This is a genomic window from Sphingomonas sp. G-3-2-10, assembly GCF_012927115.1.
Taxonomy (GTDB): Bacteria; Pseudomonadota; Alphaproteobacteria; order Sphingomonadales; family Sphingomonadaceae; genus Sphingomonas.
Window position 1 is genome coordinate 344,575 of record NZ_JABBFY010000001.1, and the last position, 13,363, is coordinate 357,937.

Genomic DNA, 13,363 nt, shown 5'->3' on the forward strand with positions numbered 1-13,363 from the left:
GTGATGTAACAAAAGCAAAGCGAGAGCGGCATAGATCGCTCACCAGTTATTTTTCAGGAGGGGGTGCACCCATGAAGAAGTTCGAACTGCTTGCAGCGTCGGCGCTGACCATTTTCCTCGCGACGCCCGCGATGGCGCAGGATGCGCCTCCGGCCGAAGATTCGACCAGCCAGGACTATCAGTCGGCCAACGACATCGTCGTCCGCGCGACCCAGCGTAACGAAACGGTGCAGACGGTTCCGATCGCAGTGACCGCCGTCGGCGCAGAGCTTCTCCAGAACGCCGGCGTGCAGGACATCAAGGGCCTCGAGCAGCTGGCGCCGTCGCTCCAGACCACCACTGGCCAGTCGGCCGCGACCGGCTCGTCGCTCTCGATCCGCGGCGTCGGCACCGCCGGCGACAACCCCGGCTTCGAGCCCGCCGTCGGCGTGTTCATCGACGGCGTGTTCCGCGCCCGCGCCGGCGTGGCGCTGGCCGAGCTTCCCGAACTGCAGCGCGTCGAAGTGCTGCGCGGTCCGCAGGGCACGCTGTTCGGCCGCAACACTTCGGCCGGTGCGCTGTCGGTCTTCACCGCGCAGCCCGAGTTCGAACTGGGCGGTTATATCGAAGGCAGCTACGGCAACTACAACGCCTATGAGCTGGAAGGCGCGATCACCGGTCCGGTGTCCGAACAGTTCGCGCTGCGCCTCGATGCGGGCTATCGCAAGCGCGACGGCTACATCAACGACGCCAATTCGTCGCGCAAGATCAACAACATCGATCGCTGGAACGTCCGCGGCCAGGCGCTGCTCGACACCGGCGACATTACGCTGCGCATCATCGGCGACTATTCGGAAACGGACGAAGCCTGCTGCGGCGCAGTGAGCATCGCTCGCGGCTCGCTCGGCAATGTCGTGAACTCGATCGCGGCGTCGCAGGGCCGGACCGGCCTGTTCATCGGCGACGCGACCACGATCAGCGGCACCAGCTACACCTTCAACCCCGAGCATCGCACGATGGCGGTCTCGCCCAACCGCAGCTTCGGCGAGCGCGTGAAGGATTACGGTGCCTCGGCCGAACTGAACTGGGATCTGGGCAATGTGACGCTGACGTCGATCACCGCCTATCGCCAGTGGCGCGCGACCCGCAACCAGGACATCGATTTCTCGGGTCTCGATCGCGCCTATCGCGACGGCTATCAGAACAACCTCAACGACTTCACGCAGGAATTCCGCGTTCAGGGGTCGATGGGCGCGCTCGACTGGCTGATCGGCGGCTTCTATCTGAACGAAGACCTCGAACTGCGTGACACGGTGCGCTTCGGCAACGATGCCAACCGTTATGTCGACACCGTGTTCGCAGGGGCCCTGGGCGCTGCCCCGCCCGCAGGCTTCGGCACGCCGCTGCAGTTCTACGGTTCGCTCGGCGCTGGCGTGCCGCTGTTCGGCTCCGCGCTGCTCAACCCCGCGGTTCCGAACTCGCTTCCGGCGCTCAGCGCCGCCTATGGCGCATCGCTCGCGCCGCTGGTCGGCTGCTTCCGCGCCAACGCCGGCACCGCGCCGTCGTCGCTCTGCGTCATTCCGGGCGTTCCCACCGCGGCGGTTCCCGGCATGCTTGCACTGGTCACCAGCCCGCTGCCGGGCGTGACCGCCGGTCAGGGCAACAACAGCGACAATTTCGGGGTCAAGACCCAGGCCTTCGCGCTGTTCACGCACAACATCATCAACGTGTCAGACAAATTCTCGATCACGCTGGGTGCGCGGTGGAACTATGAGAAGAAGGAGCTGAACGCTTCGATCAACAACGACACCGGCAGCTGTGCGTTCTTCAACCAGGTGCGCGCGGGCAACCCGGCGGCGGCGACCTACGCCTTCTATCTGCGTCAGGCCGGCCTGTTCAACAATCTGTTCCTGCTGAGCTGCAATCCGGCGGTGAACACCGAGTTCAACGGCACCTACAACCACGACAAGAGCGAAAGCCAGATCACCGGCACCGCCAAGCTGGCGTACAAGTTCTCGCCGACGATCCTCGGCTATGCCAGCTACGATCGCGGTTACAAGTCGGGCGGCTATAATCTCGACCAGGCGACTTTCGACTCGGTGCTGCTGGGCGGCAACGGTGCGCAGGCCAGCGATCTGGCGTTCGGCCGAGAAACGGTCGACTCGTTCGAAATCGGCTTCAAGACGAGCTGGGGCCGCGAGTTCACCTTCAACATCGCCGGCTTCTACGCCAAGTATAACGACCTGCAGAACCTGGTGTTCAGCGGCAACAACTTCGTCGTCCAGAACATCGACTCGTCGACTTCGAAGGGCGTCGAGGCGGAAGCCACGATCCGTCCGTCGCAGGCCTTCACCGTGCGCTTCGGCTACACCTATCTGGACGCCAAGTACGACGCGTCGAACAACTTCACCGGCACGCCGCTCGCGGGCCTGGAAGGGCGTCAGGTCCAGAACCAGCCGAAGCATGTCGTGACCTCCACCGTGACCTGGAAGCCGCGCCTCAGCGACAACATCAACGGCCTGGTCCATGTCGACATGCGCTACAACAGCGAAGTCGAGATTTCGGGTCGCAGCCCGCTGAACGCCGACCGCGGCATCGTCCGCAATCCCGGCTATGCTCTGGTTTCGGCACGCCTCGGCCTGCAGAGCGCCGACGGCAACATCAGCGGCGAGTTCTACGTCGAGAATCTGTTCAACCAGTATTACAACATCACTGGCTTCGCGGTGCCCGAGCAGACCGGCAACTATGCCGGCTATCCGGGCTACCCCCGCTTCTACGGCGTGCGGGCGCGTTTCGGTTTCTAAGACCCGGACAGCAAATCGGGAAAATGGGAACGGCCGGGGCAGCGATGCCCCGGCCGTTTTCTTTTGAAATGTTGGAGTTCGCCTGCTTGGCTAAGCGTTGTCGCTCTTTGACATCGCGAATTCTCCGGGTCTTCGAAAGCCACATTGCCGCTCGCGCGGAACATGCGCGATAGGGTGACCCGCGTGTTACCTTTGGCGTTTCAAGCCATCGGCGAACGAAACATGCCGATGGTGTAAAGTTTGTGTAAAGTTAGTGCGACGTTCCGGCACATCGTCGCCTCTTGGCGGGAAGGCGAACCGGCCCGGAAGCCGGCCCGCCGCACCTTACTGCTTCTCGAACGCGACGGTGATCGTCAGTTCGACTTCGTCGGATACGATCGGCAAGGCAGCGTTGATACCGAAATCGCTGCGCTTGATCGCGCCAGTGGCTTCGAAGCCGACGGTTTCCTTCTTGTTGTACGGGTTCGCGCCCGCGCCGGTGAATTCGGCGTTGAGCGTGACTTCGCGGGTCTTGCCGTTGATCGTCAGGTCGCCGGTGATCGCGGCCTTGTCGCCCTTTGCGACGACTCGCTTGGACACGAACCGGGCGTCGGCGGGGTTGGCGCCGAAGAAGTCGGGGGACTTCCCCTCGGCACCCGGCTTCAGCAGGTGCGCGGTCAGGCCCGCGCTGGCGGTCGTGACCTTCGAGACCGGGATGGTGATGTCCACCTTCGACGCGTTCGGGTTCTTCGGGTCGATGCTCAGCGTGCCGGTCGCGTCGCCGAACAGGCCGAAATAGTCGTTGAAGCCGAAGTGATTGACGCGCCAGCCGACCAAAGTGTGGCTGGGATCGACGGCATAGGCGCCGGCCGCGACGCGCGACGCATCCTTCGCGCCGGGCAGGCCGGCATCCTGCTGAGCGATGACCGGGGCGGCAACCGCGAGCGCGGCAATGATGGCAAGGGCACGAAAGCGCATGGGAAGAGGCTCCATTTTGGGGAGCCCTATCTCTGTGCACGATTGATCCGCGTCAAACCATCAGTGGGAAACCCAAGGTTTCCGGTTGGGGCGTCGCGGCGCTAAGCGATCCGCCGCCCGACCGGCCGCACCGTGGCGCAGGCCGGGGTGCCGTCCTTGCCGGTGCCGTTGACGGTCAGTTCCACCACGCCGTCGCCCTTGGCGGCGCGATCGAGCAGGTCCTGCGGGATATCGTGGATGTCGATCTTCATCCGGCGGGTCCAGGGCGACAGGCAGTCGCCTGCGCTCTGCCCGATGCGGATATAGACGAAGCGGCGCTCGGGGCCTTCGCGGCGCACCTGATCGCCGAAGAATTTCGGGCCGGGGGCGATGCGGACCGGAAAGTCGAACGCCAGCGGTTCGCCGGCGGTCGAGCGCTTGGGATCGAGTATCTTGTCGTCGCCCGACTGGAGGCTGTGGAATACGCCGGGCACCGGCTGTTCGATGACGATCCGCATGGGGATCTCGGTCTGGTCTGCGCGCGCCATACCTTGTGAATATCACGATGCGGCTGGCAATCTCCTGTAAATCCGTCGCTGCTATGGTGAACGCACAATAGGGAGAGGGTTACCCCATGCGACTGCTTCGTCATTTGCTTCCCACGGTCCGCCGCACGAGCGCGACCAGAACGCGCTTCACGCTGGCGCCCGCCGCGCTCGCGCCGCTCGAACTCGATTATGATCCGCTGGTTGCGCAACTCGCCAACCAGTGCCGCTAAATCCGGCTTCGTAGGCGACATGAAAAAGGCCGCGAACGCTGAGCGCTCGCGGCCTTCCTCTCCCCAGGCCTTCGGGCCTTAGTTCTTTTCCTTGTCCACCAGCTTGTTGGCGCCGATCCACGGCATCATCGCGCGCAGTTCGCTGCCGACTTCTTCGATCTGGTGACGCTTCGCCGCGATGCGGCTGGCCTTCAGTTCCGGCTGGCCGGCGCGGTTGTCGAGCACGAAGTCCTTCACGAAGCGGCCCGACTGGATGTCGGCCAGAACGCGCTTCATTTCCTTCTTGGTCTCTTCGGTGATGATGCGCGGGCCGGTCTTGATGTCGCCGTATTCGGCGGTGTTCGAGATCGAGTAGCGCATGTTGGCGATGCCGCCTTCATACATCAGATCGACGATCAGCTTGAGCTCGTGGAGACACTCGAAATAGGCCATTTCCGGCGCGTAACCGGCCTCGACCAGCGTTTCGAAGCCGGCCTGCACCAGCGCGGTCGCGCCGCCGCACAGCACGGCCTGCTCGCCGAACAGATCGGTCTCGCATTCTTCGCGGAAATTGGTCTCGATGATACCCGAACGGCCGCCACCGACGCCCGAGGCATAGGCGAGGGCGATATCATGCGCGTTGCCGGTCGAATCCTGATGGATCGCGATCAGGCAGGGCACGCCGCCGCCGCGCGCATATTCGCTGCGCACGGTGTGGCCGGGACCCTTGGGGGCGATCATGATGACGTCGATGTCCGACGGCACTTCGATCAGGCCGAAATGGATGTTGAGGCCGTGCGCGAAGGCCAGCGCCGCGCCGGGCTTCAGATGGCCCTTGATGTCGCTTTCCCAGATCGCGGCCTGATGCTCGTCGGGCGCGAGGATCATGAGGATATCGGCCCATTGCGCAGCTTCGGTGGTCGAAAGCACCTTGAAGCCGGCACCTTCGGCCTTCTTCGCGGTGGCCGAACCGGCACGCAGCGCGATCGCGACTTCCTTGACGCCGCTGTCGCGCAGGTTCTGCGCATGGGCATGGCCCTGCGAGCCATAGCCGACGATGGCGATCTTCTTGTTCGAGATCAGGTTCAGATCGGCGTCGCGATCGTAATAGACACGCATGGATAGCTCCCTTTTCAATCTATCTGCGTGCTCCCGCGAAAGCCGGAGCCCAAGGATGCGTCGCCCCTAGACTCCTGCCCGAACAGGCGCACGAAACTTTATCTTCAGGCCGCTTCGCGACCCCGCGAGATGGCGACCACGCCGGTGCGGGCGACTTCGACCAGCCCGACTTCGCTCATCAGTTCGACGAACTTGTCGATCTTCTCGACCCCGCCGGTGACTTCGAATACGAAGCTGGAGATGGTCGCGTCGACCACGCGGGCGCGATAGACATCAGCCAGACGTAGCGCTTCGATCCGGTGATCGCCGGTGCCGGCGACCTTCACCAGCGCCAGTTCGCGTTCGACGTGCGGGCCGCTCGCAGTCAGGTCGGTCACCTTGTGCACGGGCACGAGGCGATCGAGCTGGGCGATGATCTGCTCCATCACATGCGCCGAGGCAGAGGTGACGATGGTGATGCGGCTGACCGCGCGATCGTCGCTGATCTCGCTGACCGTCAGGCTCTCGATATTATAGCCGCGCGCGGTGAAGAGGCCGGCGATCCGGGCGAGGATGCCCGGCTCGTTATCGACGATGACGGCGAGCGTGTGCCGCTCGCTGGTTTCCTGTTTGATATGCATGGGATTAAACCAGCGCCTTCGCTTCGTCGTCCATTTCGCCGGAGACTTCGTTGCCTTCGAGGATCATGTCGGTGTGGGCCGCGCCCGATGGGATCATCGGGAAGCAGTTGGCGAGCTTTGCCACGCGGCAATCGACCAGCACCGGACCGTCATAGGCCAGCATGTCGGCGATGCCGCCGTCGAGCTGGTCGGGACGCTCGATCAGGATGCCCTTCCACCCGTAAGCTTCCGCGAGCTTCACGAAATCGGGCAGCGCGTCGGAATAGCTTTCCGAATAGCGGCTCGAATAGGTCAGCTCCTGCCACTGGCGGACCATGCCCATATATTCGTTGTTCAGGATGAAGATCTTGACCGGCAGGCGATACTGGGTTGCGGTCGCCAGCTCCTGGATGTTCATCTGGATCGACGCTTCGCCGGCGATGTCGATCACCAGATCGTCCGGATGACCCAACTGCGCGCCGATCGCCGCGGGCAGGCCATAGCCCATCGTGCCGAGACCGCCGCTGGTCAGCCACTTGTTCGGATCATCGAAGTGGAAATGCTGGGCAGCCCACATCTGATGCTGGCCGACTTCGGTGGTGATGATCGGTGAACGATGCTTCGTCGCTTCGTACAGCGCGCGGATCGCCCGCTGCGGCATGATCGCATCGCCCTTTTCGGGGAAGTCGAGGCAGCGGCGCGCGCGCCAGCCGTCGATCCGGCGGAACCACTCGGCGAGGTCGGGTTTCGGATGCTGGCGCGACTTCCACGCATCGACCATATCGGCGAGCGCGCTGGCGCAATCGGCGATGATCGGCAGATCGACGCGGACATTCTTGTTGATCGACGAGCGATCGATATCGATGTGGACCTTGCGGCTGTTCGGGCTGAACGCGTCGAGCCGGCCGGTCACGCGATCGTCGAAGCGCGATCCGATCGCGATGATCAGGTCGGCGCGGTTCATCGCCATGTTCGCTTCGAACGTGCCGTGCATGCCCAGCATACCCAGCCACTTGTCCGACGATGCCGGGAATGCGCCCAGACCCATCAGGGTCGAGGTAACCGGCGCACCGGTCAGTTCGGCCAGTTCGCGCAGCAGGCGCGTCGCTTCGGGGCCGGAATTGATGATCCCGCCGCCGGTATAGAAGATCGGGCGTTCGGCCGCGGCGAGCATGTCGACCGCTTCCTGAATCTTCGCCGGATCGCCCTTGGTCTGCGGATTGTAGGTCGCGTGGCGGATCGGGTGCGCCGATCCGGGCCGCGCGGTGGCGACCTGCACGTCCTTGGGGATATCGATCACGACCGGGCCGGGGCGGCCGGTAGTGGCGATATGGAACGCCTCGGTGACGATATCGACCAGCTTGGCCGGGTCCTTCACCAGATAATTATGCTTCGTGCAGTGGCGCGTGATGCCGACGGTATCGGCCTCCTGGAACGCGTCGGTGCCGATCAGTGCGGTCGGGACCTGTCCGGTGATGACCACCATCGGGATGGAATCCAGCAGCGCGTCGGTGATGCCGGTGACGGCATTGGTCGCGCCCGGACCCGAAGTGACGAGGACGACGCCGGGCTTGCCGGTCGAGCGAGCATAGCCTTCCGCGGCATGGGTCGCGGCCTGCTCGTGACGGACCAGGATGTGGCGAATGCGGTCCTGCTTGAAGATCGCATCGTAAATGGGAAGCACCGCGCCGCCCGGATAGCCGAAGATGACTTCCACACCGAGATCGCACAGCGTCTCGATCAGGATGTCTGCTCCGCTCTTCTCGGTCACGTCGAATCTCCCTTTGGTGCGGTGCAATAGCATCGCCCGGTCGGGCCTGCTAATCGCACGAAAACATCGCGTCAAGCGCTATTGAGATAATTTTCTTTCAATTGAGTCAAGATTTACGTATAAATCTGTCTCGCTAGTGCGGTGCCAGCGCTCGGGCGGCTGATTGCGGAACAAAGTGTATTGCCGCTTGGCATATTGGCGGGTCGCGGCCTGGGCCAGCGTGACCGCTTCGGCGCGGCTGATCCTGCCCGCGAGCCAGTCGGCGATCTCGCGTACGCCGATCGCGCGGCGCACCGGCGCATTCTCGGCCAGATCGGTGCGGGCATGGAGCGCGCGCACCTCGTCCACCGCGCCTTGGTCGAGCATCGCCTCGAAGCGGGCGTCGGTGCGCGCGGTCAGCCATGCGCGGTCGGGCAGAAGGACGATTGCGGCCAGATCGATCGTCCCGCCGATCCCGCCATGCCGCTCATTCTGCCAATGCGAGATCGGCATTCCGGTCGAGCGGATCACTTCCAGCGCGCGAGCGACGCGGGTGGTGTCGCTGGGCGGGAATTTCTCCGCGGCGACCGGATCGAGCCGGGCGAGTTCGGCGTGGGCGTCCGCCACGGCCATTGCGCGGACTTCCTCGCGGATTTCCGGTTCGATCTCGGGCACCGGGGCGATGCCGTCGATCAGGGTCAGCAGATAGAGGCCGGTGCCGCCGACAAGGATCGGAAGGCGGCCGGCGGCATGGGCTTCCGCAATCTCGTTGCGCGCTTCGGTCGCCCAGCGCGCGGCGGAATAGATGTCGGCGCCGTCGATATGGCCGAACAGGCGGTGGGGCACACGGGCTTCGTCTTCGGCCGTGGGACGAGCGGAAAGCACGCGCAGATCGGCATAGACCTGCGCGGAATCGGCATTGATCACCACGCCGCGATGCTTTTCCGCCAGCGCGATGGCCAGTGCGGACTTGCCGCTGGCGGTCGGCCCTGCAATGAGCGCGACCTTTGGAAGATCAGGGGTCGTCATGTTCATCGCCACGCTCATAGCAGAGACGCTGTCCGCTGGGGACCTTTCCTCGGCCGCGGACAAGCTGGCGGCGGCAGGCTGCGTACCGGGCGCGACCCGCTGGCTGGACGAGGGCAGGGCGGCGGACATCGCGTTCGCGCACAATCCCGAGGCCGCGCGCGGGACGCTGGAAGGCGCTTTCCCAGCGACCGACGTGGTCGTCCAGCCCGCTGCGAACCGCGAGAAGAAGCTGCTCGTCGCCGACATGGATTCCACCATGATTACCGTCGAATGCATCGACGAGCTGGCCGACTATGCCGGCATAAAGGCGCAGATCGCCGAAGTGACCGAGCGGGCGATGCGCGGCGAGCTGGATTTTGCCGAGGCGCTCGATGCGCGCGTGGAGCTGCTCAAGGGGCTTGAGGAAAGCGCGATCGATCGCTGCCTTGAGGAGCGCGTGCGGCTGATGCCGGGCGCCGAGGCGCTGGTGAAGACGATGCGCGCGCGCGGCGCGCTGACCATCCTTGTGTCGGGCGGCTTCACGCGCTTTGCCGAGCCGGTGGGCGGGCGGATCGGGTTCGACCGGATGATCGCCAACCGGCTGCTGATCGAGGACGCGGCGCTGACCGGCGCCGTGAGCAAGCCGATCGTCGACAGCTCGACCAAGGAAACCACGCTGCTGAACGCGATCGCCGAGCGCGGATTGGACGCGAGCGAGACGCTGGCGGTGGGCGATGGCGCCAACGATCTGGCCATGATCAAAAAGGCCGGATTGGGTGTCGCCTATCATGCCAAGCCGATCGTCGCCGCCGCGGCGGGCGCACGGATCGATCATGGCGATCTGACCACGCTGCTCTATGCGCAGGGCATCCCGAAGGCGGAATGGGTGCTCGGCTGAGCCTTCCGCCCTGTCGAAGACCCCGATTTGAACCAAATCGCCATTCGAACTATTTGATTTCACAGCCCTTGCGATGGTGCAGCGGCTGGAAGGACCTGTAATGTCTGAGCCCGGTGACGGCGAGGAACTGACGCCCCGCCAACCTCGTCAGAATGTTCTGCTCGGCGCCGAGATTTCGGGGTTCGGTGGCGGTACGCCGACCAAGCACCGCGTGCGGGATCTGTCCGCGTCCGGCGCGCGGGTGGATCGCGCCGGTTCGCTCAAGGTCGGCTCGACCGTGCTGGTTTCGGTCGGCGTTCTCGAACAGGTGGGCGCGACCGTGATCTGGGTGCGCGACGATCTCGCTGGCCTGAAATTCGCTGAAGCGATCGATCCCGATGCCGCCCGCTCGAAGGCACTGGTCTCTCCGACCCAAAAGACGGTCGGCAAGCACGACATCGGCCAGACCGACGCAACCCCGCGCAACGCGCCCGGCTGGATCGGCGGACTGAACAGTCCCTATCGCAAATAGCGCTTAGCGGCGGCGAGCGAAGGTGTAGCCGATGCCGATCCCGGTCGAAAACTGATCGCGGGAGCCATGCGCACGCACCAGCGGCGAGTCCGCGGCGTCGCCGGTCAGCCGATCGTACCGGGCATAGCTGTGGAGCGTCCAGCGGTCGCTGAGCTGGTGCAGATAGCCGATATTCGCCCCGATCGCGTGTATTCCGGCATCGGGACGATAGGCCGCAAGGCCGGTCGCAGCGGCCTCGGCCGGGCTTACCCCGAAATAGCTTCGCTGATAGCGCGCATCGCCCAGCGTGACGCGCGGGCCGATCGAGAATAGCCGGCTGTCGCCTTTCCGGGCGATATAATCGACGCTGGCCACGCCCACCCAGGCTTCATGCCCGCCAAGGCCGCGACGTATTTCGATCCGCGCGCGAAGATCGGGCCGGATCATGGTCTGCGCGAAGCCGCCGACCTCGAAACTGTTGCCGACCTTGCCGATGCCCGGAACGCGATAGTTGCGGCCGTTTTCGAAGCTAAGGGCCGGGCCGAACTCGACGCGGCCGGCTTCGAGTACCGTGAAGCCGGTGCTTTCATCGGCGGCTTCGAACGGGAACGGATCGTCGCCGCGCGCGGAGTTGAAGTCCCAGAGCGGCTTGATGCTGGTGCGGTCCGCGCCCGCGAAGCTGGGGACGAGCTGGATGCCAAGGGCAATGCGATAGCGGCGCGGCTCGCGCTTCGACGGCGCGTCCGGATCGGACTGGGCGTGGGCGCTCGTGGAAAGCAATGACAGGCACAGGCCGGCGAACGCAGCGAATTTGATCATGAGCCGCCCTAGACGCTGGTCACGGCCTAGACAACGCAACTGCGACGGGCTGCGGGCGCTGTCACGAGGTGTGGTGGCGCCACCACGGGTCGGCGGCCTTGATCACATAGTTTCGCACGACATGGTCCCACGGAATCAAGAACGGGAAGATCACGATCGCCAGGCATTCCCACGCAGTCTGCACGGTCGCTGCGTCGAGATGCCCGGCGGACCATGACGGGAACCAGATCCGGGCCAGCCAGATCGCCTTCCACGCCATTTCGAAGAACAGAAGCGGCAGCATCTGTAGCGGGTAGCGGAGGCCGAGCAGAGACAGGAGCGACAAGGCGCCCAGCATGCTCGTCACCACGCCCGACATCAGCGGCCATGACCGGCCCGTGTCGAGGATCGCCGGCCAGATGACCGATCCCAGTCCGATCACGAGGACGAGATAGGCCATACGAAGAAGGTTGAGGCGGAACGGCGAGATTTGGGTCATGCCGCATCCCCTTCGGCTTCGAACACCAGCAGGTCGGCGGGCTGGCAATCGAGCACCGTGCAGATCGCTTCGAGCGTCGAGAAGCGGATCGCCTTGGCCTTGCCGGTCTTGAGGATCGAGAGATTGGCGAGGGTGATGTCCACCGCCTCGGAAAGCTGGGTGAGGGACATGCCGCGGCTTGCCAGCACGTCGTCCAGCCGGACCAGGATCGGCATGGTTCAGACCGTTCCCTCGAGTTCGTCGCGCATGGCTGATCCGACCGCGAAGATGCGGGCGAGGACGAACGCCATCAGCACCGCGATCCACCCCGCGAACGAGATGTCCACTTCGGGCGCGGCTGAGCCCATTGCGGGGAAATAGCGCGCGATCAGCCCGCCCGGAATGTCGCAAAGCTGCAGCGCGAGCAGGCACCAACCGATGAACTGCAGCCGCTGTGCATTGATCGCGACGAACGGCTCCCCGGCGGCGGCGGTGCCGACGATGGCGGAGAGCGTGCCCAGCAGCCGATCGGTGACGACCGCCATGACGATGCCGAGCAGCGCAAGCAGCCGCATCCCGGTCTTTGCCGACACAATGTCCGCGCCGGGCAGCGATTCACCAACCACATCGGTGAAGCCGGCGTCGAAGATGAAGCTGCCCAGCACCAGCGCAACGATCGCGACCAGCACGAAGCGATTGGCGAACCAAGCGAACCGAACGACGAAGCGAGCGGTGTTCATGAGCGTATCGGGACTGGACATGTGATCCTCCTTATCGATAATCGATAATTCCACGATTGCGATGCGTCAATGATATTTATCGAAAAACGATAAGGGTGATCCATTCGCGACACGCTATCGCCCCACTGTCGCCCCATCGCATGTGGTTGTAGAGCCGCATCGCGCGACGGGCTTCGTTCGCGGACGTTTGAGGTCCTGATTGCCGCCGATGGATTCGATCCAGCAATTTTCCGTACGCGAGCGGCTCGCCATGTCGTTTCGCGAGCGTGGCGCGGCGTTCGTGTGCGCGGTCGCGATCGAGATACTGATCGCGCTGCTGTTCCTGTTCGCGCTGATGCCGGCGCTGAGCCCGAAGGAGAAGAAGGAGCAGCCGCCACTGTTTGGCTTCGACGTGAGCGAAGGCGATCCGGTCGAGCCGAAGGAACAGCGTTCGTCCGAAGCCCGGCCGAAGGGCGCGGCGACGGAGAAGGCGCGGGTCACCGAGCAGCCTGCGCCGCCGGTCGAAACCGAGCTGGAGACCCCTACGCCGCCGACGGACTCGAACGTGATCTGGATGACGCGGCGAGACTATGCCGCAACCGACGTCTCGCGATCGCGGGCGTCCGGGAACGAGACGCCGGCGGCGGGGCAGGGCGAGGGCCGGGGCACGGCTGGCGACAGCGAGCGGGTCGAAGGCAGCGGGCCGAACGGTGAGCCGCTCTACGCCGCCGAATGGCATCGTCGGCCGACCAATGCCGAGCTGTCGACCTATCTGCCCGCGCGGGCGCGGCAGAGCGGCTGGGGCCTGATCGCCTGTCGCACGGTCGCCAATTATCGCGTCGAGGATTGTATCGAACTGGGCGATTCCCCGCGCGGATCGGGGCTGGCCGGGGCCGTCCGGCAAGCCGCGTTCCAGTTCCGGGTGAGGCCGCCGCGCGTAGGCGGCAAGCCGCTGGTCGGCAGCTGGGTGCGGATCCGGATCGACTATACTCTCACCCGCGAGACCGAACCGCGCGAATAGGCCGGGG

At 64.6% G+C, this 13,363-nt stretch carries 15 protein-coding genes; 5 read left to right on the top strand and 10 right to left on the bottom strand.

The genetic code is table 11. The features are described 5' to 3' along the window. The first annotated feature begins 71 nt into the window (after positions 1–71). Positions 72–2,783: a TonB-dependent receptor gene (locus HHL13_RS01720; RefSeq protein WP_169554055.1), complete on the top strand. Its 2,712-nt coding sequence runs from the start codon at positions 72–74 to the stop codon at positions 2,781–2,783. 324 nt (positions 2,784–3,107) lie between these two features. On the opposite strand, the gene HHL13_RS01725 is transcribed toward HHL13_RS01720, so the two are convergent. Then, a complete protein-coding gene (locus HHL13_RS01725) occupies positions 3,108–3,740 on the bottom strand; it encodes a YceI family protein (protein ID WP_169554056.1) in 633 nt (210 codons plus the stop codon). A gap of 101 nt (positions 3,741–3,841) precedes the next feature. Beyond that, positions 3,842–4,267, bottom strand: a complete 426-nt coding sequence (locus tag HHL13_RS01730) for a DUF5990 family protein (protein ID WP_169554057.1) — start codon at positions 4,265–4,267, stop codon at positions 3,842–3,844. 86 nt (positions 4,268–4,353) lie between these two features. Here HHL13_RS01730 and HHL13_RS01735 point away from each other — a divergent pair, with 86 nt between their 5' ends. Beyond that, complete coding sequence (locus HHL13_RS01735; protein ID WP_169554058.1) at positions 4,354–4,497, top strand: hypothetical protein; 144 nt, start codon at positions 4,354–4,356, stop codon at positions 4,495–4,497. A gap of 78 nt (positions 4,498–4,575) precedes the next feature. On the opposite strand, the gene ilvC is transcribed toward HHL13_RS01735, so the two are convergent. From ilvC to miaA, 4 genes are all read right to left on the bottom strand, one after another. Further along, positions 4,576–5,595, bottom strand: a complete 1,020-nt coding sequence (gene ilvC / locus HHL13_RS01740) for a ketol-acid reductoisomerase (RefSeq protein ID WP_169554059.1) — start codon at positions 5,593–5,595, stop codon at positions 4,576–4,578. 104 nt (positions 5,596–5,699) lie between these two features. Beyond that, entirely contained in the window at positions 5,700–6,215 is a 516-nt protein-coding gene (gene ilvN, locus HHL13_RS01745; RefSeq protein WP_169554060.1) for an acetolactate synthase small subunit, read from the bottom strand. 4 nt (positions 6,216–6,219) lie between these two features. Then, on the bottom strand, positions 6,220–7,965 hold the full coding sequence (locus tag HHL13_RS01750) for an acetolactate synthase 3 large subunit (RefSeq protein ID WP_169554061.1): 1,746 nt from the start codon (positions 7,963–7,965) through the stop codon (positions 6,220–6,222). 78 nt (positions 7,966–8,043) lie between these two features. Beyond that, on the bottom strand, positions 8,044–8,979 hold the full coding sequence (miaA, locus tag HHL13_RS01755) for a tRNA (adenosine(37)-N6)-dimethylallyltransferase MiaA (RefSeq protein WP_169554062.1): 936 nt from the start codon (positions 8,977–8,979) through the stop codon (positions 8,044–8,046). Between miaA and serB the strand changes: the two genes are divergently transcribed. After that, the gene (gene serB / locus HHL13_RS01760) at positions 8,972–9,850 is read left to right on the top strand and encodes a phosphoserine phosphatase SerB (RefSeq protein WP_169554063.1); all 879 of its coding nucleotides are present in this window, start codon (positions 8,972–8,974) and stop codon (positions 9,848–9,850) included. The two genes, miaA and serB, sit on opposite strands and share 8 nt — an antisense overlap. A gap of 100 nt (positions 9,851–9,950) precedes the next feature. Then, a complete protein-coding gene (locus HHL13_RS01765; RefSeq protein WP_169554064.1) occupies positions 9,951–10,361 on the top strand; it encodes a PilZ domain-containing protein in 411 nt (136 codons plus the stop codon). Between the two features lie 3 nt (positions 10,362–10,364). On the opposite strand, the gene HHL13_RS01770 is transcribed toward HHL13_RS01765, so the two are convergent. The 4 genes from HHL13_RS01770 to HHL13_RS01785 all read right to left on the bottom strand — a co-directional run bounded on the left by HHL13_RS01770 (position 10,365) and on the right by HHL13_RS01785 (position 12,377). Next, complete coding sequence (locus HHL13_RS01770) at positions 10,365–11,159, bottom strand: MipA/OmpV family protein (protein ID WP_169554065.1); 795 nt, start codon at positions 11,157–11,159, stop codon at positions 10,365–10,367. Positions 11,160–11,220: 61 nt separating this feature from the next. Further along, positions 11,221–11,637 carry a hypothetical protein gene (locus HHL13_RS01775; RefSeq protein ID WP_169554066.1) on the bottom strand — a complete coding sequence of 139 codons (417 nt, stop codon included), beginning with the start codon at positions 11,635–11,637 and terminating at the stop codon, positions 11,221–11,223. After that, positions 11,634–11,852 carry a helix-turn-helix transcriptional regulator gene (locus tag HHL13_RS01780; protein ID WP_169554067.1) on the bottom strand — a complete coding sequence of 73 codons (219 nt, stop codon included), beginning with the start codon at positions 11,850–11,852 and terminating at the stop codon, positions 11,634–11,636. The genes HHL13_RS01775 and HHL13_RS01780 overlap by 4 nt, the downstream gene beginning before the upstream one ends. Before the next feature lie 3 nt (positions 11,853–11,855). After that, on the bottom strand, positions 11,856–12,377 hold the full coding sequence (locus HHL13_RS01785) for a DUF2975 domain-containing protein (RefSeq protein WP_169554068.1): 522 nt from the start codon (positions 12,375–12,377) through the stop codon (positions 11,856–11,858). 187 nt (positions 12,378–12,564) lie between these two features. Between HHL13_RS01785 and HHL13_RS01790 the strand changes: the two genes are divergently transcribed. After that, positions 12,565–13,356 carry a hypothetical protein gene (locus tag HHL13_RS01790; protein ID WP_240953592.1) on the top strand — a complete coding sequence of 264 codons (792 nt, stop codon included), beginning with the start codon at positions 12,565–12,567 and terminating at the stop codon, positions 13,354–13,356. Positions 13,357–13,363: the final 7 nt, after the last annotated feature.